The organism is Citrobacter sp. RHBSTW-00881 (assembly GCF_013728515.1).
Taxonomy (GTDB): domain Bacteria; phylum Pseudomonadota; class Gammaproteobacteria; order Enterobacterales; family Enterobacteriaceae; genus Citrobacter; species Citrobacter braakii.
Window position 1 is genome coordinate 4,954,417 of the sequence record NZ_CP056269.1, and the last position, 24,973, is coordinate 4,979,389.

The following is a 24,973-nucleotide window of genomic DNA, read 5'->3' on the forward strand; positions in this document are numbered from 1 at the left end:
CAAATCGCAAGAACACTCGTTTCTTCGCCACTCTAATTATTTAGAGTATATCCACCCATATTTTTCTAATATTTATCGAATGGAATCTTTTATGAAACTCAATACTATTTCGCGATATTTTCTCGCGGCAGGCCTGATGTCGTGCGCCGCAAACGCATTCGCTCTGGAAGCCTGGAGCGGTCAGGCAGGTGGAAACACCATTGAAGTTATTTTTGACAGTAAAGTTTATAGTAACCGCTGGTATGTAAATGCCGATAATTGCCCACAGGGCGCGTCCGCTGAAAACTGGGATAATCCGTGGGGTTATGTGCGCGATGCCACAAAAGCGGAAATAGACCAATACGGCAACCCAACGACCTGTGATGCGGGCAGCGCCACGCCGGTCGCCCACGACGCCTTCAGCGCCGAAAAAGATTATGCCGAAGATGATATTGTCGTTTATAAGGATGTGACATATGAAGCGGCAATCCCTGTTCCGGCTTATTCCTTTACCCCAGGTGCCGACAATCCGTGGAAACTCTATACGCCAGTCCCCGACTGGCGTTCCAGCCAGGTTTACAACAAAGGGGATGAGGTCAAAGTTGACGGCCAGTCTTATGAAGCACTGTACTATACCGTTGGCGAAAATCCTTCCATTGCAGGTAACCAGAACCCGACCGGCACCAATGGCCGCCCGTGGAAACCGTTAGGCCCAACGGTCGAATTCACCCAGGAACAATTTAGGAATGCCCCTCAGCTCAACTCCATTGCGCTTTACGAACCCGGCAAACTGGTGTACTACAAGGGAATGCCTTTTGTCGCTCAGACGAAAGTCAAAGGCGTTATGCCGTATGATAAAAACCCATGGGCAATTTATACCAACTGGACTGGCACCAAAGAGCGCGTAGGGACGCCGAAGAATCCGTGGCCTGCCCACGTTTATGCACCATACGTCGACTTTAGCCTGAACAGCATTCCGGATCTGGCGAAACTGGCGAAAGAGCAAAACATTACCCACTTCACCATGGCGTTTGTCGTCGCGAAAAGTGGCGAGCAGTGCATCCCAACCTGGGGTACGGCCTATAATCTGCAGGATTACTCACAGTACAGCAAAATAAAAGCGCTGCGTGAAGCCGGTGGCGATGTGATGGTTTCCATTGGCGGAGCGAATAACTCCCCGCTGGCGGCTGCCTGTAAAAATGTGAAAGACCTGCAAAAACTCTACTACGACATTGTTGATAACCTGAACCTGAACGTGCTGGATTTTGACATCGAAGGCACATGGGTGGCCGATCAGGATTCCATCGATCGCCGCAACCAGGCAGTAAAAGAGGTTCAGGCTCAGTGGAAAGAGGAAGGTCGCAAAGTCGGTATCTGGTACACCCTGCCGATTCTGCCGACCGGTCTGACGGCTGAAGGTCTGTATGTGCTGGAAAATGCGCGCCATGTCGGCGTTGAGCTGGCTGGTATTAACGTAATGACCATGGACTACGGTAATGCCGTCTGCCAGTCAGACGGTACCGAAGGGCAGAACATCCACGGTAAATGCGCCACGTCCGCCATCGACAACATGTTCACCCAGTTGAAAAAAATCTGGCCAGAGAAATCTGACAAAGAGATCAACGCCATGATGGGCACCACCCCGATGATCGGTTACAACGATGTACAGGGCGAAGTGTTCTATCTGTCCGATGCGAAACTGGTGATGGACGACGCGAAAAAACGCAACCTCGGCATGATTGGCGCGTGGTCGATGACGCGCGATCAGCCGGGCGTGGCGAAGCAGGTCAGCCCGGAGCACAGCGGCATGACCGCACAGCAGGCACCGATGTACGCATACAGCCAGGTATTTGCGCCGTTTACGCATGATAATTCCGCAGATGAAGCGTCTACCGATCTTGCCGGTGATGTGAAAGCGGTTTATATCGATGTTTTTGATGGTCAGCAGCGCATCAATGTAAATTTCGATACCAGCAAGCTGAGCGGCAGTAACAGTTACTCGGTAGATGTGGATGGTAAATATGCCTTCTCTACCTCTGGCAACAGTGTCTACTACAGCTACCGTTCTAACTACGGTACGCAAAGCACGGTACGGACCGGTGGCATGTCCTACATGTTAGCGCCAGGAAAAGTGATCACCGTTAAACGTACCAATCCGAATCCTGAAGTCCTGGCACAGCTCACTGTGACGAGGGATATGCAGGAAGGTAACAATCCGGTCAAGGATGCCGGTGAAGTGAAATCGTTGACGGTTAAAAAAATCAACGGCGTACCGAATGTGGTTGTTGATTTTGACGCCAAAGCGCTGGGCTGGAAAGCAGCGAACGGTTCTGCGTGGGTCGTGAAAGTGATGGGCGACGCGAAAAACGGTAACTACATCTTCAGTTGTGACAACGGTAAATGCTATTACAGCTCTGTCAAAGCAGCAGGAGATATCACCACGGTAACGTCTGATGAAAGAGACATCTCCGAAGGTGAAACCATTGTCGTTGAACGTGTTACACCGAATCCGGCAACCGTCGCCAAACTGGTTGTTACGAAAGATATGCTGAAATAATCCTTTTCGCATAAAGTCAGAACCCCGTCAGCTCACAGCGACGGGGTTCTTTTTTTTACACCAGCCGCGCCTTCGCGTAGTCGATCGCCTGCGCCACCTGCTGTGGCGACACGCCGCCTTTCGCCGCACGTTTATCCAGGCACGATTGCAACGAGAGGATTGGATAAACGTCATCGCCAATCACCTGACTGAACTTTTGTAAGTCAGCAAGCGACAGCGCTTCCAGCGGTTTGCCCTGACGAATCGCCTCGACCACCGTCTCACCCACAATATGGTGTGCTTCGCGGAACGGGACGCCTTTTGCTACCAGATAATCCGCCAACTCGGTGGCGTTAGCATAACCCTGCTGCGCCGCTTCCTGACAACGCGGACGTTTCACCTGAATGCCATCCAGCACCAGCGCAGCCATATGCAGACAGTCCAGCCAGGTGTCGAGCGCATCGAACAGCCCTTCTTTGTCTTCCTGCATATCTTTGTTGTATGCCAGCGGGAGACCTTTTAAGGTCATCATCATGCCGGTCAGCGCACCCTGCACGCGACCGCATTTGCCACGGATCAGCTCCAGCGCATCCGGGTTTTTCTTCTGCGGCATCAGAGATGAACCCGAAGTTACACGATCGGACAGCTCGACAAAGCCCGCTTCGCCGGTATTAAAGAAAATCAGGTCTTCAGCAAAACGCGACAGGTGCACCATGCCGATAGAAGCGTTGGAGAGTAACTCCAACACGTGGTCACGGTCAGAAACACTGTCCAGACTGTTACGCGTCGCCGAGGCAAAGCCCAGCCAACCGGCCAGCTGCTCGCGATCGATTTCATACGCCGTACCCGCCAGCGCGCCGCAGCCCAGTGGACTGACGTCCAGGCGCTTGAGCGAATCCTGCAGACGACTCTCGTCACGCGCCAACATTTCGACATAGGCCAGACACCAATGAGCAAACGTCACCGGCTGCGCACGTTGCAGGTGGGTGTAACCCGGCATAACGGCGTCCTGGTTATTCTCTGCCGTCACCACCAGCGCACTTTGCAGCTGACGGTTGGCCGACAGTAATTCAATAACCGTGTCTTTACACCACAGTTTAAGATCGGTCGCGACCTGGTCATTACGGCTACGTCCGGTATGCAGTTTTTTACCAAGCTGGCCGACTTTATCAATCAGCTTACCTTCCACCCAGCTATGAATATCTTCGGCATCGCTTTGCAGGATCTGCTGCGGATTAACGCGAACCTCTTCCAGCAGAGTGTTCAGCGCCTCTTCCAATTGCAGCTGTTCATCGGCAGTTAGTACGCCGACCGTTACCAGCGCTTTAGACCAGGCCACAGAGCCGACAATATCCTGTTCTGCCAGGCGGTAGTCAAAACGCAACGAGTCGTTGAACTGTTTGAACCGCTGATCTGCTGCCTGTGTAAAACGCCCACCCCAAAGTGCCATAACTTGCTTCCTTAATATCTTGAATATCAACGCCGGATGGCGCTTAGCTTATCCGGCGTACAGGTTCGGTTCACGTAGGCCCGATAAGGCATAACCGCCATCGGGTACAAAATAGTTTACGCTAAAATCCGCGTGCCAATTGGCATGCCGTTAAACAGCGCCGGAAGTTGCTCGGCATGACGCCAGGAGGCAATATCCACAGGGCGACCCAGCGTGCGCGCGGCATCCAACGCCGCATTGACCTTCACGATCATGCCGTCAGTAATAATACCTTGTTCAATCAGTTGTTCCGCTTTCGCGGCGGTCATTTCGGCAATACGCTGGCCTTTTCCATCCAGAATACCGCTTACGTCAGAGAGCAGGATCAGATCCGCACCCAGCGTTGCCGCCAGCGCCGTTGCCGCCTGATCGGCATTAACGTTCATCAGCAGTCCGTCTTCAGTAACGCCAATGGAGCTAACTACCGGCAGAAAACCGCCTTCCAGCAGTGTGTTAATCAGCTTAGGCGAACCCGGCTGCGCCAGTCCAACATGACCCAGCGCTTTATCGAGCGGCGTCACTTTTACGCTGTCGCCATCACCAAGATACAGACCCACTGATGCGATGTGGTGCTTTTTCGCCCAGGCCAGTAAGGTTTTATTCGCTGTTCCCGCCAGGGCGCCGGTAATAATGTCAATTTGATCGGCTGGCGTGACGCGCAGACCATTTTTCTTTTTCACCGGCAGGTTCAGCTGCTTCATCAGATCGTCAACCACGCAGCCGCCACCGTGCACAATGACCAGCGGTCGCTGATGCGACTCACGATAATTCACCAGTGCGGTAAACAGACGCTCCAGCGCCTCTTCGCTATCCAGTAAAACGCCGCCCAGCTTGATAATTAATGGATTCATCGTTGCACCCTTAAATAAGAGACTGCGTTTCAGCAAAGCCAAAACGAATATTTGCGCACTGCATCGCCTGTGCCGCCGCGCCTTTCAATAAGTTGTCTTCAGTTGCCACCACGATCAGGTGCTCACCCTGTACGGCAAACCCGATATCACAGAACGGTAAGCCAACCACGTTCTTCAGCGCCGGAACGCCTTTGTCATACAGACGCACCAGTGGCTTATCGCCATACGCCTGTTGCAACGTTTGAGCCACTTGCGCATGGGTTACGCCCGCTTGCAAACGGCAGGTGATGGTTTCCAGAATTCCGCGTGGGAAGTTGCCCAGATGCGGGGTGAAGATCACCTCCGCACCAAGGTGAGTAGCGATTTCCGGCTGATGGCGATGGGTAAACACGCCATACGGCTGCAGGCTCACCTCACAAAAGCTGTTGGAAATAGCCGCCTTACGTCCCGCGCCGCTCACGCCGCTGGTGGCGTTAATTACCGGCCACTGGCTGAGATCCAGCAGCCCGGCATCAATCAGTGGTTTCAGTGACAGCTGCGCCGCCGTCGGGTAGCAACCCGGCACGGCAATCAGATTCGCGTCTTTCAGTTGGTCTGCGCTCCACTCCGCCAGTCCATAAACCGCCTGCTCCAGCAGGTCGGGATGCTGATGGGTAAAGCCGTAATATTTTTCATAGAACGCGCCGTCGTTTACGCGAAACGCGCCCGAGAGGTCAAACACCACGCATCCTGCCTGCAAAAACTGCGGGGCCAGGTCATGGCTCACCTCATGTGCCGTTGCGAGGAACACAACGTCCACCCCTGCGCTAAACTCGCTGATATCTGACATTGGCTGTAACGGTAAATCGACAATGCCTTTCAACTGCGGATGCAAATCGGAGATTAATTTTCCTGCATCATTGCTTTGCGCTGAGACGGTCAAAGCGGTTATGGTCATATCAGGATGGCGATTTACATAGGTCACAAGCTCTGCGCCGGCATAGCCACTGGCGCCCACAATCAGCGTATTCAACATCGGGGCTGCTCACCTTCTTAGATTCTGTTGCCAGATATAAGCCTTTATCACCTCACCTTACACTTGGTGGGTTTTATTACGCTCAACGTTAATGTATTTTTATTCACAAATACTGCATGAATATTGATACTATCATGACCCGAGGTGTGTCAACAATGAAAAACAATTTACCGCCATTTATCGAGATATACCGCGCTCTGATTGCCATGCCGTCGATTAGCGCCACCGAAGAAGCGCTCGACCAAAGTAATGCAGGTTTAATCACTCTGCTGGCGGGCTGGTTCAAAGATTTAGGCTTTAATGTGGAGGTCCAGCCGGTTCCCGACACGCGCAATAAATTCAATATGCTGGCAAGCATTGGACAGGGAGCCGGTGGTTTGTTGTTGGCGGGCCATACCGATACCGTCCCCTTTGACGACGGACGCTGGACACGCGATCCGTTCACCCTGACCGAGCATGACAATAAGCTCTACGGTCTGGGTACGGCGGATATGAAAGGCTTCTTCGCCTTTATCCTCGACGCGCTGCGTGACGTCGACGTCACTCAACTGAAAAAGCCCCTGTACATTCTGGCCACTGCCGATGAAGAGACCAGCATGGCGGGAGCGCGTTATTTCTCTGAAACCACCGCTTTACGCCCGGACTGCGCGATCATTGGCGAACCCACTTCTTTGCAACCTGTCCGCGCGCACAAAGGTCATATCTCTAATGCGATTCGCATTTTGGGACAATCGGGTCACTCGAGCGATCCGGCTCGTGGCGTGAATGCCATTGAACTGATGCATGATGCCATCGGCCATATCATGAATCTGCGCGATGACCTGAAAGAGCGCTATCACCATGATGCTTTTACCGTCCCGTATCCGACGTTAAATTTGGGTCACATCCACGGCGGCGACGCTGCTAACCGAATCTGCGCCTGCTGCGAGCTGCATATGGATATTCGCCCACTGCCCGGCATGACGCTTAACGATCTCAATGGCTTACTTAACGACGCGCTGGCCCCGGTCAGCGAGCGCTGGCCGGGTCGCCTGACGGTGTCGGAGCTGCATCCGCCAATTCCAGGCTATGAGTGCCCACCGGATCATCAACTGGTACAAGTGGTTGAGAAACTGCTGGGCGCACAGACTGAGGTGGTGAACTACTGCACCGAAGCGCCGTTTATCCAGACGCTTTGCCCGACGCTGGTGTTAGGGCCTGGCTCCATTAATCAGGCGCATCAGCCAGATGAGTATCTGGAAACTCGTTTTATTAAGCCAACCCGCGAATTGATCACCCAGGTTGTGCATCATTTCTGCTGGCATTAACCGCTTATCGCCTCGCTAACCCTTTAGTGGTAAGCGAGGTAATTTATTAACATTTCCATAAGCAAAGCTTATTTGATTCGATGTGAATTAAATAACGTAAATTCCCGTCATTTTTCGTTTGCTGAACCGATTTCGCAGTAATTGACGTCACGACTTTTACGTGGCTTTATAAAAGACGGCTAACATACAAAGTCCGAGAGATTTCGTGTCACAGCAAGGCGGCAAGCGAGCTCATACCAGGAGCTTACATAAGTAAGTGACCGGGTGGGCAAGCGCAGCCAACGCCGATGTCGCGCGAAAGATACAGGACGCATAAATTAAAGATGGGGTGTCTGGGTTAATATGAACGAACAATATTCCGCGTTGCGTAGTAATGTCAGTATGCTCGGCAAAGTGCTGGGGGAGACCATCAAGGATGCGCTGGGAGAGAACATTCTTGACCGCGTAGAAACAATCCGTAAGTTGTCCAAATCATCCCGCGCCGGCAATGAAGTCAATCGCCAGGAGCTGCTCACTACGCTGCAAAACCTGTCTAACGACGAGCTGCTGCCGGTTGCCCGCGCGTTTAGCCAGTTTCTGAACCTGGCCAACACCGCCGAGCAGTACCACAGCATTTCGCCAAAAGGCGAAGCAGCCAGCAACCCGGAAGTGATTGCTCGCACTCTACGTAAACTGAAAGAGCAGCCCAACCTCGATGAAGCCACCATCAAAAAAGCCGTCGAATCTCTCTCCCTGGAGCTGGTTCTCACTGCCCACCCGACCGAGATCACCCGCCGTACGCTGATCCATAAAATGGGTGAAGTGAACGCCTGTCTCAAGCAACTTGATAACAAAGACCTCGTCGATTACGAGCGCCATCAGCTGATGCGCCGTCTGCGCCAGTTGATTGCCCAGTCCTGGCATACGGATGAAATCCGCAAGCTGCGCCCAAGCCCGGTTGATGAAGCCAAATGGGGCTTCGCGGTGGTTGAAAATAGCCTGTGGGAAGGCGTACCAAACTATCTGCGCGAGCTGAACGAACAACTGGAAGAGCATCTGGGCTATAAGCTGCCCGTTGATTTTGTCCCGGTTCGCTTTACCTCCTGGATGGGCGGCGACCGCGATGGCAACCCGAACGTAACGGCGGATATCACCCGTCACGTGCTGCTACTCAGCCGCTGGAAAGCGACCGATCTGTTCCTGAAAGACATTCAGTTTCTGATTTCTGAGCTGTCGATGGTGGATGCCACACCGGAACTGTTGGCGCTGGTGGGCGAAGAAGGCGCAGCAGAACCTTACCGTTATCTGATGAAAACCCTGCGTTCACGTCTGATGGCAACCCAGGCCTGGCTGGAAGCCCGTCTGAAAGGCGAGAAATTACCGAAACCTGCGGGACTTCTCACCCAAAACGAACAGCTCTGGGACCCGCTATATGCGTGCTATCAGTCTCTGCAGGCCTGTGGCATGGGCATTATCGCCAATGGCGAATTGCTCGACACCCTACGCCGCGTGAAATGTTTCGGCGTACCGCTGGTACGTATTGATATTCGTCAGGAAAGCACCCGTCATACTGAAGCCCTTGGCGAACTGACCCGTTATCTGGGCATTGGCGACTACGAAAACTGGTCGGAAGCGGATAAACAGGCTTTCCTGATCCGCGAGCTGAACTCCAAGCGTCCGCTGCTCCCACGTAACTGGGAGCCGAGCAACGACACCCGCGAAGTGCTCGACACCTGCCGGGTCATTGCCGAAGCCCCGTATGGCTCTATTGCCGCCTATGTTATCTCAATGGCGAAAACGCCATCGGATGTACTGGCCGTACATCTGCTACTGAAAGAAGCCGGTATCGGTTTTGCTATGCCGGTTGCCCCGCTGTTTGAAACGCTGGACGACCTCAACAACGCCGATGACGTCATGTCCCAACTCCTGAACATTGACTGGTACCGTGGCTTTATTCAGGGCAAACAGATGGTCATGATTGGCTACTCTGACTCCGCAAAAGATGCAGGCGTGATGGCGGCCTCCTGGGCGCAATATCAGGCGCAGGACGCGTTGATCAAAACCTGCGAAAAAGCCGGTATCGAACTGACGCTGTTCCACGGTCGCGGTGGCTCCATTGGTCGCGGTGGCGCGCCTGCGCATGCGGCGCTGCTTTCTCAACCACCAGGCAGCCTGAAAGGCGGTCTGCGCGTGACAGAACAAGGGGAGATGATCCGCTTTAAGTACGGCCTGCCGGAAGTGACCATCAGCAGCCTGTCGCTGTATACCGCAGCAATTCTGGAAGCCAACCTGTTACCGCCGCCAGAGCCGAAAGATAACTGGCGTCATATCATGGATGAGCTTTCTGATATTTCTTGTGAGCTATATCGTGGATATGTACGTGAAAACAAAGACTTCGTCCCTTACTTCCGCTCCGCAACGCCAGAGCAGGAACTGGGTAAATTACCGCTCGGTTCACGTCCGGCAAAACGCCGCCCAACCGGCGGGGTAGAGTCTCTGCGCGCCATTCCGTGGATTTTTGCCTGGACGCAGAACCGCCTGATGCTCCCGGCGTGGCTGGGTGCAGGCACCGCACTGCAAAAAGTGGTTGAAGACGGTAAGCAAAGCGAACTCGAAGCAATGTGCCGCGACTGGCCATTCTTCTCCACACGTCTTGGCATGCTGGAAATGGTTTTCGCCAAAGCAGATCTGTGGCTGGCAGAATACTACGATCAGCGCCTGGTCAAAAAAGAGCTGTGGCCGCTGGGTGAAGAGCTGCGTCAGCGCCTGGAAGCCGATATCGATGTCGTGCTGGCGATTGCCAACGACTCACATTTGATGGCCGACCTGCCGTGGATTGCCGAGTCCATTCAGTTAAGAAATATTTATACTGACCCGCTGAATGTCTTACAGGCTGAGCTGTTACACCGCTCACGCCTGGCGGAAGAGCAAGGCAATGCACCGGATCCGCGCGTTGAACAAGCGCTGATGGTGACAATCGCTGGTGTCGCAGCCGGCATGCGTAATACAGGCTAACGTCCCCCCTCGTCGCCTTCGTGCTATTGTACGAAGGCGACAACAAAAACTGCTGTCATAACCGCTTCTTTTTCAATATATTCCCGCCTGAATATATTCACATTGTGAATATATCAACAGCAAAACACGATCCTAAGATCGTGATGCTTAAGTTCCTCTTAATATTAAGTCGCTACTCTTGGCGCTACGATTAAAGACAGGCTCACATTATGCAATCCTTACAACTCCAGTCTAAACCTAAATTTAGCTGGAAAGCCCTGGGTTGGGCGCTCCTCTATTTTTGGTTTTTTTCCACTTTACTCCAGGTCGTTATTTGTTTAACCGGATATAGCGGAACTAATGGATTACGCGACTCCTTGCTATTCAGTTCGCTGTGGTTGATCCCGGTATTTTTATTTCCAAACCGTATCCGTATTATTGCTGCCGTCATTGGCATGGTGCTATGGGCGGCCTCGCTGGCTGCTCTGAGCTATTACGTCATCTACGGACAAGAGTTCTCGCAAAGCGTTCTGTATGTGATGTTTGAAACCAATGCGAACGAAGCCAGCGAATATCTCAGCCAGTATTTCAGCCTAAAAATTGTTCTTATCGCCCTGGCCTATACGGCTATCGCTATTCTGCTGTGGACGCGTCTGCGCCCTGTTCATATTCCATCGCCCTGGCGCTATCTGGTGTCGTTTGCGTTGTTATACGGTTTGATTCTGCATCCGATAGCCGTTAACACTTTCATCAAACACAAGCCGTTTGAAAAAACGGTAAATGGTCTCGCCTCACGTATGGAGCCCGCCGCACCGTGGCAATTCATCTCCGGGTATTATCAGTACCGTCAGCAGTTGACCTCACTCAATAGCCTGCTGAATGAGAACAATGCCCTACCGCCGCTGGCTAACTTCAAAGATAACTCCGGCGATGCCCCACGTACGCTGGTGCTGGTCATTGGCGAGTCAACGCAGCGTGGTCGCATGAGCCTGTATGGTTACCCGCGCGAAACGACGCCAGAACTGGATGCCTTGCATAAATCCGATCCTAACTTCACCGTATTCAATAATGTCGTGACCTCACGTCCGTACACCATTGAAATCCTGCAACAGGCGCTGACCTTCGCCAACGAGAAGAATCCGGACCTGTACCTGACTCAACCGTCTCTGATGAATATGATGAAACAGGCAGGTTATAAAACCTTCTGGATCACCAATCAGCAGACGATGACGGCTCGCAACACCATGCTGACCGTGTTCTCTAAGCAGACGGATAAGCAGTTCTATATGAATCAGCAGCGTACGCAAAGTGCGCGCGAATATGACAGCAATGTGCTGGCGCCATTTAAAGAAGTACTGGCCGACCCGGCACCAAAAAAGTTCATCATCGTGCACCTGCTGGGTACGCATATTAAGTACAAATTCCGCTATCCGGATGGTCAGGGTAAATTCGATAACAATGTCGACCATGTTCCCCCCGGCCTGGATGATGATGAGCTGGAAGCATACAACGATTACGACAGCGCGAATGTCTACAATGACCATATCATTGCCAGTCTGATCAAAGACTATAAAGCGACAGATCCGAACGGCTTCCTGCTCTACTTCTCCGATCACGGGGAGGAGGTATACGATACGCCACCGCATAAAACGCAGGGTCGTAATGAAGACAACCCGACGCGCCATATGTATACGGTACCGTTCCTGCTGTGGACCTCTGAAAAATGGCAGGCTGCACACCCGCGTGACTTCTCACAGGATGTGAATCGTAAATACAGCAGCTCAGAGCTTATCCACACCTGGTCTGATTTAGCGGGATTCACCTACGACGGTTTCGATCCGACCCGATCCATTACCAGCCCGCAGTTCAAAGAGACGACCCGCTGGATTGGCAATCCGTACAAAAAGAATGCCCTGATTGATTACGATAGCCTGCCGTACGGCGATCAAATCGGTAATCAGTAATACTCGTATCGGCCACTCTTAAAGAGTGGCCTTTTTTTATGATGGCGGTTACTGTTTCCCCTGTCTGCTGCCTGCAAGGGATTAACATGTATCACGACGTCAGCCATCTTCTCTCCCGCCTGATTAACGGCCCCACGCCGCTGCGCCAGGTTTATTTTGCCAGCACCAGTAGCTCAACGCCGGAGTTGGCGTATCAGGTCGATTTTCCCCGGCTGGAAATTGTGCTGGAAGGTGAGTTCACCGATAACGGAGTTGCTGGCGCATCCGCGACGTTACTGCCTTGCGATGTGCTATTCGTTCCGGCTGGCGGCTGGAACTTTCCGCAGTGGCTCACACCGGTCACCACGCTCAGCATTCTGTTCGGCAAACAGCAACTGGGTTTCAGCATCGTCCAGTGGGACGGCAAGCAGTATCAAAATCTTACCCGCCAGCACGTTGCGCGACGTGGGCCACGAATTGGCTCTTTCCTGCTGCAAACGCTCAATGAAATGCAGATGCAACCGCAGGAGCAACAAACCGCCAGGCTAATCGTTGCGAGCTTACTGAGCCACTGCCGCGATCTGCTGGGCAGCCAGATCCAGACCGCATCACGCAGTCAGGCGCTTTTCGAAGCCATTCGCGACTATATTGATGAACGCTACGCTTCGCCGCTCACCCGAGAATCCGTCGCGCAGGCGTTTTACATCTCACCCAATTACCTCTCCCACCTGTTTCAAAAAACGGGCGCTATCGGGTTTAACGAATACCTGAATCACACGCGACTGGAACACGCGAAAACGCTGCTGAAGGGTTATGAGCTGAAGATCAAAGAAGTGGCGCATACCTGTGGGTTTGTTGACAGCAACTATTTCTGCCGCCTGTTTCGCAAAAATACCGAACGTTCGCCGTCAGAATATCGTCGGCAATACCACAGCCAACTGACGGAGATAAAAGCTAATCCAAAGTAAGATGTGTGTGCTGTGGTGCAGAAAGCAGCTTTCGCACGGCGCTCATCACCCGCTGCGGCTCACGCAGAAATGCGCTAATGCCCGACTGGACGTATCGGCTCTGCGTAAATCGCTCTGCTCCTGCCAGTTCAATATCGGTAATGAGCAACACCGCATCAGCACGGTTAATATCCTCTTCCGTCAGGCGATTTTCGGTACCCAACGCGCCCTGAGTTTCAATCTTGATGCTCCATTTCTCCTGCTGGCAGAGTTTCTCCAGCCGTTCAGCGGCCATATAAGTATGGGCCACGCCGCTTACGCACGCGGTGACAGCAACCAGATATCGTACAGGTGCGATGGCCATACTATCCTCCTACTGTTACCTGAAATCCGGCGCATTCTGCCATCTTACGTATAAAACCTATCTCTTGCGCCGACGGGACGGGCACTTCTTTCATCGACCAGGGTAATCCGAGCAGGTTGTATTTCGGTTCGCCATATTGATGAAACGGTAGCAGGTGTACCTGCTTTATGCCTAATGATGACAACAGCGTCAACGCCTGCTGCGTGTTCTCTACATTCATCGTAAAGCCCGGAATCAGCGGCAGGCGAGGAATGACATTAACCCCTTCAGCGACCATTAGTCGTAAATTCGCCAGCACGCGCGGCAGGTTCATATTAATGGTCTCACGCGCCAAATGGACATCCATAATTTTGAGGTCAAACAGCACCTCATCGCACTCTCTTGCCAGCGATAACAAACGACTGGCTGGCGCATCGCCAGCCGTTTCAATCGCGCAGCGAACATCCCAGCGCCGCAGACGTTGCAGGAATCGTACGGCAAAGGGCGCTTGCATCAGCACTTCACCACCGGAAAGCGTCACCCCCCCGCCAGAGGTGCGAAAGAAAATATCATCTTTCATCACTTCACGTTCCAGCTCGTCCAGCGAGATATCACGACCGATACGTTCAAACGCACCGGAGGGACACTCATCAGCATCACGTAGACAGGGTGTACAGTGCAGGCATTTACTCTCCCGCCGTACTGTTTCAATTCGTGGGGAGAGAGATTCAGGGTTGGCGCACCACGGGCAGGTATGCGGACAACCTTTAAAGAAGACTACCGTACGAATACCTTGTCCATCATTCAGTGAGTAACGCTGAATATTAAATATACGCGCGACGTCCTCGCCACGTGGGTCAATAACCTCACAGCTGATGCGCGGTGCGGCGAATGATGTCATCCTGGATCTCCTTCGACAGCTCGACAAAGAAGGCGCTGTAACCCGCCACGCGCACCACCAGCCCGGCGAAATCTTGTGGGCGCAGCTGCGCTTCTCGCAATGTGTCGGCATTCACCACGTTAAACTGGATGTGCTGGAGCTTGAGCTGGGTAAATGCCCGCAGAAAATCCGCCAGCTTGCGTAAACCAGCCTCACCTTCCAGTGTGGCTGGCGTAAACTTCACGTTCAGCAAAGTCCCATTGGAAAGCAACGTGTTATCCAGCTTGCTGACCGATTTCAATACCGCCGTCGGCCCTTGCATATCCTGCCCCAGCATCGGCGACAGCCCTCCGTCCGCCAACTGTTCCCCGGCGAAGCGACCATCTGGTGTCGCTCCGACGACCGAACCCAGCGGCACGTGCGCAGAGACAGTATATGAACCCGGCGTAAATTGCCCGCCGCGTGGATTCTGGTATTTCTCTACCTCTTTGCAGTAATGACGCAGCAGTTCGGCGCTGATGTTATCTACATCATCAATATCGTTGCCGTATTTTTCGAAGCGGTTAATCAGCCTGGCGCGAATTTTCTCGCCTTCCGGGGTAGCAAAGTTGTCTTTTAGCACCGATAAAAGTTCGTCAAAAGTTAAGCGCTGTTGTTCAAATACCAGTCCATTGAGCGCATGCAGCGAATCACTCAGGTTCGCAATGCCGATCCCCTGTACGCCGGAGAAGTTATAACGCGCGCCGCCGTCGGTAATATCACACCCTTTATCCAGGCAATCGCTAATAAACGAGGAGAGCAGCGGCACCGGCGCCCAGTCGCGATGACCGATATCGCAGATATTACTGCCTTCGACCATCAACGTAATGTAGTGGCTGATTTTGGCACGAATATGCTTCAACAGGTCTTCGTACGTCAGCGCGCGATTGCCTTCGTTCTCATGCAGGCAGATTTCCATTACTTTCAGCAGATTAAACATGGCGATGTCGTGCAAACCGTATGTTCTGCCTGGAATAGACAGCTCGACACAGCCGACTACCGCGTAATCTCGCGCATCTTCCAGCGAGACGCCACGGTTAAGAAATGCAGGCACCACCACTTCATCATTAAAGATTTGCGGGATGCCGGTCCCGAGGCGAATGGTCTGTGCCGTTTTCATCAGGAACGGCGTATCGATCAACGCGTTCGTGCGCACACCGAGATTTGGTTGCGGCAGTTGTACGCTCTGATAAGCATCAAGACAGAGAAACGACAGTACGTTTACCGCACTACGACCATTTTCCGTCAATCCCCCAAGCAGTGCGGTGTAACCCGTTGGGAAGCCAGCGAAATAACGCGCGCTGCTGGTGGATCGCAGCAGTACAATGTCATTGCATTTCACCCATAGCGATTCAAGGATTTCTTTTAAGAATGCAGGATCTTCTCCCTGCGTCAGCGAGGTCTGATAAAACGGCAGCATATACTGGTCGAAGCGTCCGAGTGAGAGCGAACTGGCGTTGGACTCATATTGCAAAATAATGTTCATGTACCAGAACAGCTGACATGCTTGCCAGAAGGTTTGCGGCTTATGCTGGGCGTTATGCCGGGAGTTTTCCGCAATCGTCAGCAATTCCTGACGTCGCTGCGCATCCGGGCAGTTTTCCGCCATTTGTTCTGCCAGCAGGGCGTAACGCAGAATGTGGCTTTGCGAAGCCTCAAGCAGCAACAGAGCAGCCTGATAAAAGTGGTTATCCGGCTGCTGCAGACAATGCGCCCGCATCTGCGCTACCAGTTCGCCAAGCCCGAGATTCAACAGGCGCGGATAATCAATAATGATATGCCCCTGACCTTTATCCGTCTGGTTAACGCTAAAAATCTGCGTACGGACAGCGGCTTTTACCTCATCGGTCATCTGACCGTTGATGAAATCTTTCATCGACCGCTTTTCCCAGTACGGATACAGCACATCGCGATAGAGATGTTTATCCTCTTCGCTGATGTCAAAACGGTCCTGCGGACGGGTTGGAAACTGCTCCAGCTCGTTGAGCAGCCAGTAAGGATCCATTTCCGGCGACATTATGCCCGCCCGCGGTTTAACGGTACGGTTCCCGGCTATCAGTTCCTCATCACGAATCGATATTTCAACGTGCTCAAGAATATATGCGGTGGCTTTCGCCCGCCGCAGAATAACCGGCTCTCCCTCCGTCTGCTGGTGGCTGGCGGTATATAGCAGCGCACGCTCAAGCGAAATTTCGCGGTTATTCTGAAACAGAGCGTTTTTTAAACGTTGGATACGGTTAGTCATGAGGAACTCCTGTAGAAAAACTGATGCCAGATGGCGCTGTGCTTATCTGGCCTACGTATCAGTAGGCCGGATAAGTCGAAACCACCCTCCGGCAAACAAACCGTTATGCGGTTTGCGCAAGGTGTGCGCCAATCTTGTTCATGATTGCGTCGGCACGTTTCACTGCATCGCTGATGTTGACACGAACGATAGTTTTGCCCGCAAAACGCTCTTCAAACTTAATACCAATGTCTTTGGTCAGAATGACCATGTCGGCTTCTGCCACATCCGCCGCGGTCAGTTCGTTTTCCAGACCGATCGACCCCTGAGTCTCAACCTTTACTTCCCACCCCTTGGCTTTAGCGGCGCTTTCCAGCGCTTCGGCGGCCATATAGGTGTGGGCAACGCCAGAAGGACATGCAGTTACTGCGATAATCTTGGTCATGACTCATTCCTCACTTAATTCATTTCAAAATCTAAATCCAGGTCGTCTTCTTTCTGGTCGACCTGAGACACTTTTTTCCGCGCCAGACTTTTCAGTACGTTAACGCACACAGCGGTCACTACAGCCCCCACGGCAACCGCCGCGATATAACCCATTTTTCCTTCCACGACCGGCAGAACAATCAGCCCGCCCCAGCCGGCATAACACTGCGCACCAAACAGCGCGGCGGTTACCGTGCCGCAGGCCGAACCCACCATAATGGATGGGATAACGCGCAGCGGATCGGCGGCAGCAAAAGGAATTGCGCCTTCCGTTACGCCAACGCAGCCCATCACCAGCGCGGCTTTACCGGCTTCACGTTCTTCAGAAGAGAAATTCTTACGACCAATCAGCGTCGCCAAACCTAAGCCCAGCGGCGGCACGCAGATCCCTACCGCGGCGATTGCCACCACGGTATAAACACCCTGTGCCACGCAAATCAGCATGAAGGCGTAGGCAACTTTGTTAATCGGCCCACCCATATCGAAGGCCAACATCAGTCCCATAATTACCGCCAGCAGCATGATGCTGCCCTGCTGCATACCCTGCAGCCACTCGGTCAGGCTAGTGGTTAACGCACCAACGGGTTCTCCCAGGCCCCACATCATGATGCCTGCGGTGATAAAGGTGCCGACAATAGGAATAACGAAGATAGGCATTACCGATCGCAACACCTTATGTACGGGGATCTTCTTCAGATAATGGACGACGATACCGCCAATAATCCCGGCAATTAGCGCGCCGAAAAAACCTGCGCCGAAGCTGTTTCCCACCCATGCGCCAATCGCACAAGGAGCGAGAGCAGAACGTTCAGCAATGGAATAACCAATGTAAGCGGCAAGGAATGGCACCATCAACGTCAGCCCTGCGACACCAATATCAAACAGTTTCTTGAGATTAGGATCGGTCGCCGCATCCGGTACCGCGCCCTTGCCATACAACATGACGGAGACCGCCAGCAAAATTCCACCCGCGACTACGAAGGGGATCATATGCGAAACACCCGTCATCAGGTGCTGACGGGTGTTTTTCAGGATTTGTACCAACTCTTTCATAAGTCGCTCCCAGGCTGCCTAAAGCCCATATCCATAAACTTGTTGCGGAAAACAATAGGCAATCCGACGCGGCGCAAACAGTGGATAAAAAGGCCATTTGCTGGACTTTTGTAATGTCAGCGCAAAAATGCGATCCGCCTCATAACTTGTAGTTTCTCGGAATTTATAGAGGACATGCTGACTTGTGAGGGATATCTCACTTTGATGGTTACATTACATTTATCCAGTTTTTGGCAGATTTGTCAGATGGCAGGTTCAGGCATTGCCCTTTTATCCTGTAGCGAGAAATCGTTATGGGAGATGAGGCTATGGCCCTGATTGTGGAATTTACCTGTGAGCTGCCCAATGGCGTACATGCGCGCCCGGCAAGTCACATAGAAACGCAGTGCAACACCTTTACTTCGCACATTGAGTGGCACAACCTGCGTACCGAACGTAGGGGTAACGCCAAGAGCGCATTGGCGCTGATTGGCACCGATACTCTGGCAGGTGATAGCTGCCAGTTGCTGATTTCCGGTGCAGATGAACAGGCAGCCCACAAGCATTTAACCCAATGGTTACGTAATGAATTTCCACACTGCGATGCACCGCTAGCGGAAGCCAAAAGCAACGAGCTGGAGCCACTTCCTGCATCCCTCACCAATCTAAACCCACAGCTTTTTCGCGCTCGCACCGTCTGCAGCGGCAGTGCGGAAGGCGTTCTGAGTCTGCTCTCTTCGCTGGATCTCAACGCACTTAACAATCTCCCGTCCGCTAAAGATATTGAAACCGAGCAGGCGACACTGGATAACGGCTTAACGCTGCTGATGAAGAATATTGCGTTTCGGTTACTCGACAGCGACGGCGCAACCAGTGCGATTCTGGAAGCACACCGCTCGCTGGCAAGCGACCTCTCACTGCGTCAGCACTTGCTCGCTGGAGTATCTCGCGGGTTAAGCTGCGCCCAGGCGATTGTCGAAAGTGTCGGACATTTTTGTGATGAATTCGCCCGCTCCAGCAGCCCTTATTTACAGGAACGTGCGCTGGATGTGCGCGATGTCTGCTTCCAGCTTCTGCAGCAAATTTATGGAGAGCAGCGTTTCCCTGCGCCGGGAAAACTAACCCAGCCTACAGTCTGTATGGCGAACGAGCTCACACCGAGCCAGTTCCTCGAACTGGACAAAACATTGCTGAAAGGCTTGCTGTTAAAAAGCGGCGGTACCACTTCACACACGGTGATTCTCGCCCGGTCATTCAACATTCCTACGCTGGTTGGCGTGGATATTGAATCCTTAATGCCATGGCTGCAGCAAACGGTTTATATCGATGGTAACGCAGGAGCGGTCATTGTTGCCCCTGATGAATCCGTCGTACGTTACTACCAGCAGGAAGCCCGTATCCAGGATGCCATTCGAGAACAACAACGTATCTGGCTGACCCAGGAGGCGCGCACGGGTGATGGCATCCGCATGGAAGTCGCCGCCAACATCGCCCATTCCGTGGAAGCGCAAGCAGCCTTTGGCAACGGTGCGGAAGCGGTTGGCCTGTTCCGCACGGAAATGCTGTATATGGACCGTACCTGCGCCCCGGATGAGAACGAACTATACAACATTTTCTGCCAGGCGCTGGAGCCCGCGCAGGGACGCAGCATCATTGTGCGCACCATGGATATCGGTGGTGATAAACCCGTTGATTACCTGAATATTCCTGCCGAAGCCAACCCGTTCCTTGGTTATCGCGCGGTGCGTATCTATGAAGAATACGCCGCTTTGTTTACCACACAACTGCGATCGATCCTGCGCGCATCAGCGCACGGTAGCCTGAAAATCATGATCCCAATGATCTCCTCTATGGAAGAGATCCTGTGGGTCAAAGAGAAGCTGGCCGAAGCTAAACAGCAACTGCGTACTGAACACATCCCGTTTGATGAGAAGATCCCGCTCGGTATCATGCTGGAGGTTCCGTCGGTGATGTTCATCATCGATCAATGCTGCGAAGAAATTGATTTCTTTAGTATTGGCAGTAATGACCTGACGCAATACCTGCTGGCGGTCGACCGCGACAACGCCAAAGTTACCCGCCATTACAACAGCCTGAATCCAGCCTTCTTGCGCGCACTGGATTACGCCGTACAGGCGGTACATCGTCAGGGGAAATGGATTGGCCTGTGCGGCGAACTTGGCGCTAAAGGTTCAGTACTACCGCTGCTTGTGGGACTGGGTCTGGACGAGATCAGCATGAGCGCTCCCTCCATTCCCGCCGCCAAAGCGCGGATGGCGCAACTTGACAGCCGCGCCTGCCGTCAGTTGCTGAATCAAGCAATGGCGTGTCGAACGTCGCTGGAGGTCGAACATCTGCTGGCCCAGTTCCGCATGACTCAACAGGATACCCCTCTGGTTACCGCCGAGTGCATCACGCTGGATAGCGACTGGCGTAGTAAAGAGGAGGTCATCAAAGGGATGACCGACAACCTCCTGCTGGCAGGTCGTTGCCGCTATCCGCGTAAACTGGAAGCCGATCTGTGGGCGCGCGAAGCGGTCTTCTCTACCGGATTAGGTTTTAGCTTCGCCATTCCACACAGCAAATCAGAACATATTGAGCAGTCCACTATTAGCGTAGCGCGCCTGCAAGCGCCGGTACGTTGGGGTGATGATGATGCGCAGTTCATTATTATGCTGACGCTCAACAAACACGCCGCTGGCGACCAGCATATGCGTATTTTCTCGCGTCTGGCACGGCGCATTATGCATGAAGAATTCCGTAACTCGCTGGTTAACGCCGCCTCTGCCGACGCTATCGCCAGCCTGCTGCAACATGAACTTGAACTTTAAAGAGGGTGTTTTTGTATGGAACTTTACCTTGATACTGCCAACGTCGCGGAAGTCGAACGTCTGGCACGCATCTTCCCTATCGCGGGTGTCACCACCAACCCAAGCATTGTGGCAGCAAACAAAGAATCCATCTGGGATGTGCTGCCGCGCCTGCAAAACGCCATTGGCGAAGAGGGCATTCTGTTTGCCCAAACCATGAGCCGCGACGCACAAGGCATGGTGGAGGAAGCCAAACGTCTGAGCAACGCGGTCCCCGGTCTGGTGGTAAAAATCCCGGTGACATCCGAAGGTCTGGCCGCGATCAAGATGCTGAAAAAAGAGGGCATCACCACGCTGGGAACCGCCGTGTACAGTGCCTCTCAGGGGCTGCTGGCAGCGCTGGCGGGGGCGAAATATATCGCACCTTACGTTAACCGTATTGACGCGCAGGGCGGCGACGGAATTCGCACGGTACAAGAACTGCAAACGTTACTGGAACTGCATGCGCCCAACAGCATGGTACTGGCAGCCAGCTTTAAAACCCCTCGTCAGGCGCTGGATTGCTTACTGGCAGGATGCGAAGCAATCACCCTGCCATTAGACGTAGCGCAACAAATGCTCAATACCCCTGCGGTAGAGTCAGCAATAGAGAAGTTTGAACATGACTGGAACAATACATTTGGTCACATCAACCTGTGAGGGAAATAAAGTATGGATCGCATTATTCAATCACCTGGTAAGTACATCCAGGGTGCCGATGTTATTACCCGTCTTGGCAACTACCTCAAACCACTGGCAGAGCGCTGGCTGGTCGTTGGGGACAAGTTTGTCTTAGGCTTTGCCCAGGGCGCACTGGAAAAAAGCTTCCAGGATGCCGGACTGGCGCTGGAGATTGCACCGTTTGGCGGCGAGTGTTCACAAAACGAAATCGACCGTCTGCGCGGCGTGGCAGAAAAAGCGCAATGTGGCGCAGTACTTGGTATTGGCGGCGGTAAAACGCTGGATACCGCCAAAGCGCTGGCGCACTTTATGGGCGTGCCTGTCGCCATTGCGCCAACCATCGCCTCTACCGATGCACCGTGCAGCGCGCTGTCCGTTATTTACACCGATGCCGGTGAATTCGATCGCTATTTGCTGCTGCCCAATAACCCGGACAGGGTCATTGTTGATACCAAAATTGTCGCGGGCGCACCGGCGCGTCTGTTAGCCGCGGGCATCGGCGATGCGTTGGCGACCTGGTTCGAAGCGCGCGCCTGTTCACGCAGCGGCGCAACCACCATGGCGGGCGGTCAGTGCACTCAGGCGGCGCTGGCGCTGGCTGAGCTGTGCTTTAATACGCTGATAGAAGAAGGTGAAAAAGCGATGCTGGCTGCCGAGCAGCACGTGGTAACGCCTGCGCTGGAGCGCGTTATTGAAGCCAACACCTATCTGAGCGGCGTCGGTTTTGAAAGCGGCGGTCTGGCGGCGGCGCACGCCATCCATAACGGTCTGACGGCAATCCCGGATGCGCATCACTATTACCACGGCGAGAAAGTGGCTTTCGGCACGCTGACGCAACTGGTCCTGGAAAATGCGCCGGTCGATGAAATTGAAACCGTTGCGGCGCTGTGTCATTCCGTTGGCCTGCCGATTACCCTGGCGCAACTGGACATCAAACAGGATATTCCGGCGAAAATGCGCATTGTGGCTGAAGCTGCCTGTGCCGAAGGCGAAACCATCCACAACATGCCTGGCGGCGCAACGCCGGACCAGGTGTATGCCGCCCTGCTGGTGGCTGACCAGTACGGTCAACGTTACCTGCAAGAGTGGGAATAACCGGCCAATAAAAATCCCCGCAATTGCGGGGATTTTTTGTTCATACTATGCCGGACCCGCACAAGCGACATCCGGCATGGTCTGTTACAGCAGATCGAAACGATCCAGGTTCATCACTTTCACCCATGCGGCAACGAAATCTCTCACGAACTTCTCGTGAGCATCGCTGCAGGCATAAACTTCAGCCACTGCGCGCAGTACAGAGTTAGAACCAAACACCAGATCGGCGCGAGTTGCGGTGTATTTTACTTCGCCGCTCGAACGGTCACGACCTTCAAACAGCTCTTGTGACTCATCAACCGCCTTCCACTCATGACGCATATCCAGCAGATTGACGAAGAAGTCAGTGCTGAGTACGCCAGGGCGATCGGTAAAGACGCCGTGCTGGCTACCATCAAAGTTGGTGCCCAGTACGCGCATACCGCCCACCAGCACGGTCATTTCCGGTGCGGTTAGCGTCAACTGCTGCGCTTTGTCGATCAGCAGCGACTCGGTGGTCGACACGTCAGGACGAGCGCGGTAGTTACGGAAACCATCGGCAATCGGCTCAAGCAGTTCAAACATCTCAATATCCGTTTGATCCTGACGCGCATCCACACGACCCGGCGCAAAAGGTACCTTGATGCTGACACCCGCAGCGCTAGCCGCCTGCTCGATACCGACAACACCGGCCAGCACGATAATATCGGCCAACGAGGCAGTATGGGCAGACTTATAAATACCTTCCAGCACAGGCAGAACGCGTGCCGCAGTGGCATTCACATCCCAGCCGCGTTGTGGGTCCAGCGCCAGACGCGCACCGTTAGCGCCGCCACGTTTATCCCCGCCACGGAAAGTCGATGCCGAAGCCCACGCTACCGATACCAGTTCGCCCACGGACAGTCCGGAAGCAGCGATGGTCGCCTTCAGCTTCAGGATATCTTCTTCGCTTGGGTTGAAGAACGCATGCGGCAGCGGGTCTTGCCAAATCAGATCTTCTTTTGGCACTTCCGGGCCAATGTAACGCGATTTTGGCCCCATATCGCGGTGCGTCAGTTTAAACCACGCACGGGCAAACGCTTCGTTGAACGCTTGCGGATCGTTCAGGAAACGGCGAGAGATCTTTTCGAACTCAGGATCGAAACGCAGCGTCAGGTCGGTAACCAGCATCGTCGGCTTGCGTTTTTTCGACGGATCAAACGGATCGGGAATAATTTCTGGCGCGTCAACCGCTTCAAACTGAATCGCGCCTGCCGGACTGCGAGTCTGCACCCACTCATATTTGAACAGGTTCTCGAAGAAATAATTGCTCCATTGGGTAGGCGTCTGCGTCCACACCACTTCCAGACCGGAAGTAATTGCATCCGCGCCCGCGCCACTACCGTAGCTGCTGGCCCAGCCCAGGCCCTGCGCTTCAATCGGTGCGGATTCTGGATCGGCGCCAACGTGCGATGCCGCTGCTGCGCCGTGGGTTTTGCCCAACGTATGACCGCCGCCAATCAGCGCCACGGTTTCTTCGTCGTTCATCCCCATGTTACCGAAGGTCGCGCGAATAGCCGCTGCCGCAGAAAGCGGTTCGCCGCTATGGTCCGGCCCTTCCGGGTTCACATAAATAAGGCCCATTTCGGTGGCGCCCAGCGGCGCTTTTGCCAGCTCTTCCGGGTGACGGTGAGTCAGCCAGGCTTTTTCATCACCCCAGTTTACGTCGAGATCCGGTTCCCAGACATCTTCACGACCGGCACCAAAGCCAAAGGTACGGAAACCTGAGTTTTCCAGCGCCACGTTACCCGCGAGGATAAACAGGTCGGCCCAGGAAATTTTCTGACCATATTTCTGCTTGATTGGCCACAGCAGACGACGCGCTTTATCCAGGCTGACGTTGTCCGGCCAGGAGTTCAGTGGTGCAAAACGCTGCTGTCCGCGACCCGCTCCACCGCGTCCATCGATAGAGCGATAGGTTCCCGCGCCGTGCCATGCCATGCGGATAAACAATCCGGCATAGGTTCCCCAGTCAGCGGGCCACCACGGTTGAGATTCGGACAGAAGGGCTCTGAGATCCCCTTTCAGGGCAGAATAGTCGAGTTTACTAAACTCTTTGCGGTAGTCGAAGTCCTCACCCAGCGGGTTCGAACGGTTGGAATGTTGGTTTAAAAGATCAACGCGGAGTTGATTTGGCCACCAGTCGCGGTTATTCGTTCCTGCTCCCGCGCTCTGATCGTGACCGCCTTGATGAAAAGGACACTTACCGGCAGTTGATGCGTTTTGGCTATCGTCGGACATGCTCATCTATATGCTCCCTTTACAGTGTTCTGACTACGATATACA

Annotated in this window: 17 protein-coding genes; 8 read left to right on the forward strand and 9 right to left on the reverse strand. The window is 53.5% G+C overall.

Translation table 11 applies throughout. The features are described 5' to 3' along the window. Window positions 1-91 precede the first annotated feature (91 nt). Window positions 92-2,536 carry a glycosyl hydrolase family 18 protein gene (locus HV311_RS23800; protein WP_137379705.1) on the forward strand — a complete coding sequence of 815 codons (2,445 nt, stop codon included), beginning with the start codon at window positions 92-94 and terminating at the stop codon, window positions 2,534-2,536. 55 nt (window positions 2,537-2,591) lie between these two features. Here HV311_RS23800 and argH read toward each other — a convergent pair whose 3' ends face one another. The 3 genes from argH to argC form a co-directional block, all read right to left on the reverse strand. Next, the gene (argH, locus tag HV311_RS23805; protein ID WP_049040576.1) at window positions 2,592-3,965 is read right to left on the reverse strand and encodes an argininosuccinate lyase; all 1,374 of its coding nucleotides are present in this window, start codon (window positions 3,963-3,965) and stop codon (window positions 2,592-2,594) included. Window positions 3,966-4,081: 116 nt separating this feature from the next. Then, entirely contained in the window at window positions 4,082-4,855 is a 774-nt protein-coding gene (gene argB, locus HV311_RS23810) for an acetylglutamate kinase (protein ID WP_016155288.1), read from the reverse strand. Between the two features lie 10 nt (window positions 4,856-4,865). Continuing rightward, complete coding sequence (gene argC / locus HV311_RS23815; protein WP_016155287.1) at window positions 4,866-5,870, reverse strand: N-acetyl-gamma-glutamyl-phosphate reductase; 1,005 nt, start codon at window positions 5,868-5,870, stop codon at window positions 4,866-4,868. Window positions 5,871-6,025: 155 nt separating this feature from the next. On the opposite strand from argC, the gene argE reads away from it, so the two are divergent. The 4 genes from argE to HV311_RS23835 all read left to right on the forward strand — a co-directional run bounded on the left by argE (window position 6,026) and on the right by HV311_RS23835 (window position 13,061). Then, entirely contained in the window at window positions 6,026-7,177 is a 1,152-nt protein-coding gene (gene argE / locus HV311_RS23820) for an acetylornithine deacetylase (protein ID WP_016155286.1), read from the forward strand. A 342-nt stretch (window positions 7,178-7,519) separates the two neighbouring features. Beyond that, the gene (gene ppc, locus HV311_RS23825) at window positions 7,520-10,171 is read left to right on the forward strand and encodes a phosphoenolpyruvate carboxylase (protein ID WP_016157932.1); all 2,652 of its coding nucleotides are present in this window, start codon (window positions 7,520-7,522) and stop codon (window positions 10,169-10,171) included. A gap of 209 nt (window positions 10,172-10,380) precedes the next feature. Continuing rightward, on the forward strand, window positions 10,381-12,114 hold the full coding sequence (locus HV311_RS23830) for a phosphoethanolamine transferase CptA (protein ID WP_047497602.1): 1,734 nt from the start codon (window positions 10,381-10,383) through the stop codon (window positions 12,112-12,114). 86 nt (window positions 12,115-12,200) lie between these two features. Beyond that, window positions 12,201-13,061: a helix-turn-helix transcriptional regulator gene (locus HV311_RS23835; protein WP_032947284.1), complete on the forward strand. Its 861-nt coding sequence runs from the start codon at window positions 12,201-12,203 to the stop codon at window positions 13,059-13,061. On the opposite strand, the gene HV311_RS23840 is transcribed toward HV311_RS23835, so the two are convergent. The 5 genes from HV311_RS23840 to HV311_RS23860 all read right to left on the reverse strand — a co-directional run bounded on the left by HV311_RS23840 (window position 13,048) and on the right by HV311_RS23860 (window position 18,065). Next, on the reverse strand, window positions 13,048-13,404 hold the full coding sequence (locus tag HV311_RS23840; RefSeq protein ID WP_016155282.1) for a PTS fructose-like transporter subunit IIB: 357 nt from the start codon (window positions 13,402-13,404) through the stop codon (window positions 13,048-13,050). The two genes, HV311_RS23835 and HV311_RS23840, sit on opposite strands and share 14 nt — an antisense overlap. 1 nt (window position 13,405) lies before the next feature. Then, window positions 13,406-14,284 (reverse strand): [formate-C-acetyltransferase]-activating enzyme, encoded by an 879-nt coding sequence (locus HV311_RS23845; protein ID WP_046276410.1) that lies wholly within the window; start codon window positions 14,282-14,284, stop codon window positions 13,406-13,408. Beyond that, window positions 14,250-16,547 carry a formate C-acetyltransferase gene (locus tag HV311_RS23850; protein ID WP_053388898.1) on the reverse strand — a complete coding sequence of 766 codons (2,298 nt, stop codon included), beginning with the start codon at window positions 16,545-16,547 and terminating at the stop codon, window positions 14,250-14,252. Before HV311_RS23850 ends, HV311_RS23845 begins: the two co-directional genes overlap by 35 nt. 103 nt (window positions 16,548-16,650) lie before the next feature. Further along, window positions 16,651-16,971, reverse strand: a complete 321-nt coding sequence (locus tag HV311_RS23855; RefSeq protein ID WP_016155279.1) for a PTS fructose-like transporter subunit IIB — start codon at window positions 16,969-16,971, stop codon at window positions 16,651-16,653. Window positions 16,972-16,985: 14 nt separating this feature from the next. Next, on the reverse strand, window positions 16,986-18,065 hold the full coding sequence (locus tag HV311_RS23860) for a PTS fructose transporter subunit EIIC (RefSeq protein ID WP_191220541.1): 1,080 nt from the start codon (window positions 18,063-18,065) through the stop codon (window positions 16,986-16,988). Window positions 18,066-18,373: 308 nt separating this feature from the next. Here HV311_RS23860 and ptsP point away from each other — a divergent pair, with 308 nt between their 5' ends. The 3 genes from ptsP to gldA are packed head-to-tail and all read left to right on the forward strand — an operon-like array spanning window position 18,374 to window position 22,669. Continuing rightward, on the forward strand, window positions 18,374-20,875 hold the full coding sequence (gene ptsP / locus HV311_RS23865; RefSeq protein ID WP_191221220.1) for a phosphoenolpyruvate--protein phosphotransferase: 2,502 nt from the start codon (window positions 18,374-18,376) through the stop codon (window positions 20,873-20,875). Window positions 20,876-20,890: 15 nt separating this feature from the next. Continuing rightward, window positions 20,891-21,553, forward strand: a complete 663-nt coding sequence (gene fsa, locus HV311_RS23870; protein WP_019077903.1) for a fructose-6-phosphate aldolase — start codon at window positions 20,891-20,893, stop codon at window positions 21,551-21,553. A gap of 12 nt (window positions 21,554-21,565) precedes the next feature. Beyond that, window positions 21,566-22,669: a bifunctional L-1,2-propanediol dehydrogenase/glycerol dehydrogenase gene (gene gldA / locus HV311_RS23875; RefSeq protein WP_016155275.1), complete on the forward strand. Its 1,104-nt coding sequence runs from the start codon at window positions 21,566-21,568 to the stop codon at window positions 22,667-22,669. Window positions 22,670-22,753: 84 nt separating this feature from the next. Here gldA and katG read toward each other — a convergent pair whose 3' ends face one another. Beyond that, on the reverse strand, window positions 22,754-24,934 hold the full coding sequence (gene katG, locus HV311_RS23880; protein WP_016155274.1) for a catalase/peroxidase HPI: 2,181 nt from the start codon (window positions 24,932-24,934) through the stop codon (window positions 22,754-22,756). Between the last annotated feature and the right edge of the window lie 39 nt (window positions 24,935-24,973).

Excerpts from the sequence above, each read along its gene's own strand:
- katG (WP_016155274.1), bottom strand. The coding sequence starts at position 24,934 with ATGAGCATGTCCGACGATAGCCAAAACGCATCAACTGCCGGTAAGTGT.
- ptsP (WP_191221220.1), top strand. The coding sequence starts at position 18,374 with ATGGCCCTGATTGTGGAATTTACCTGTGAGCTGCCCAATGGCGTACAT.
- argH (WP_049040576.1), bottom strand. The coding sequence starts at position 3,965 with ATGGCACTTTGGGGTGGGCGTTTTACACAGGCAGCAGATCAGCGGTTC.
- argE (WP_016155286.1), top strand. The coding sequence starts at position 6,026 with ATGAAAAACAATTTACCGCCATTTATCGAGATATACCGCGCTCTGATT.
- HV311_RS23845 (WP_046276410.1), bottom strand. The coding sequence starts at position 14,284 with ATGACATCATTCGCCGCACCGCGCATCAGCTGTGAGGTTATTGACCCA.
- ppc (WP_016157932.1), top strand. The coding sequence starts at position 7,520 with ATGAACGAACAATATTCCGCGTTGCGTAGTAATGTCAGTATGCTCGGC.
- gldA (WP_016155275.1), top strand. The coding sequence starts at position 21,566 with ATGGATCGCATTATTCAATCACCTGGTAAGTACATCCAGGGTGCCGAT.
- argB (WP_016155288.1), bottom strand. The coding sequence starts at position 4,855 with ATGAATCCATTAATTATCAAGCTGGGCGGCGTTTTACTGGATAGCGAA.
- HV311_RS23860 (WP_191220541.1), bottom strand. The coding sequence starts at position 18,065 with ATGAAAGAGTTGGTACAAATCCTGAAAAACACCCGTCAGCACCTGATG.
- HV311_RS23830 (WP_047497602.1), top strand. The coding sequence starts at position 10,381 with ATGCAATCCTTACAACTCCAGTCTAAACCTAAATTTAGCTGGAAAGCC.
- HV311_RS23840 (WP_016155282.1), bottom strand. The coding sequence starts at position 13,404 with ATGGCCATCGCACCTGTACGATATCTGGTTGCTGTCACCGCGTGCGTA.
- fsa (WP_019077903.1), top strand. The coding sequence starts at position 20,891 with ATGGAACTTTACCTTGATACTGCCAACGTCGCGGAAGTCGAACGTCTG.
- HV311_RS23835 (WP_032947284.1), top strand. The coding sequence starts at position 12,201 with ATGTATCACGACGTCAGCCATCTTCTCTCCCGCCTGATTAACGGCCCC.
- HV311_RS23855 (WP_016155279.1), bottom strand. The coding sequence starts at position 16,971 with ATGACCAAGATTATCGCAGTAACTGCATGTCCTTCTGGCGTTGCCCAC.
- HV311_RS23800 (WP_137379705.1), top strand. The coding sequence starts at position 92 with ATGAAACTCAATACTATTTCGCGATATTTTCTCGCGGCAGGCCTGATG.
- argC (WP_016155287.1), bottom strand. The coding sequence starts at position 5,870 with ATGTTGAATACGCTGATTGTGGGCGCCAGTGGCTATGCCGGCGCAGAG.
- HV311_RS23850 (WP_053388898.1), bottom strand. The coding sequence starts at position 16,547 with ATGACTAACCGTATCCAACGTTTAAAAAACGCTCTGTTTCAGAATAAC.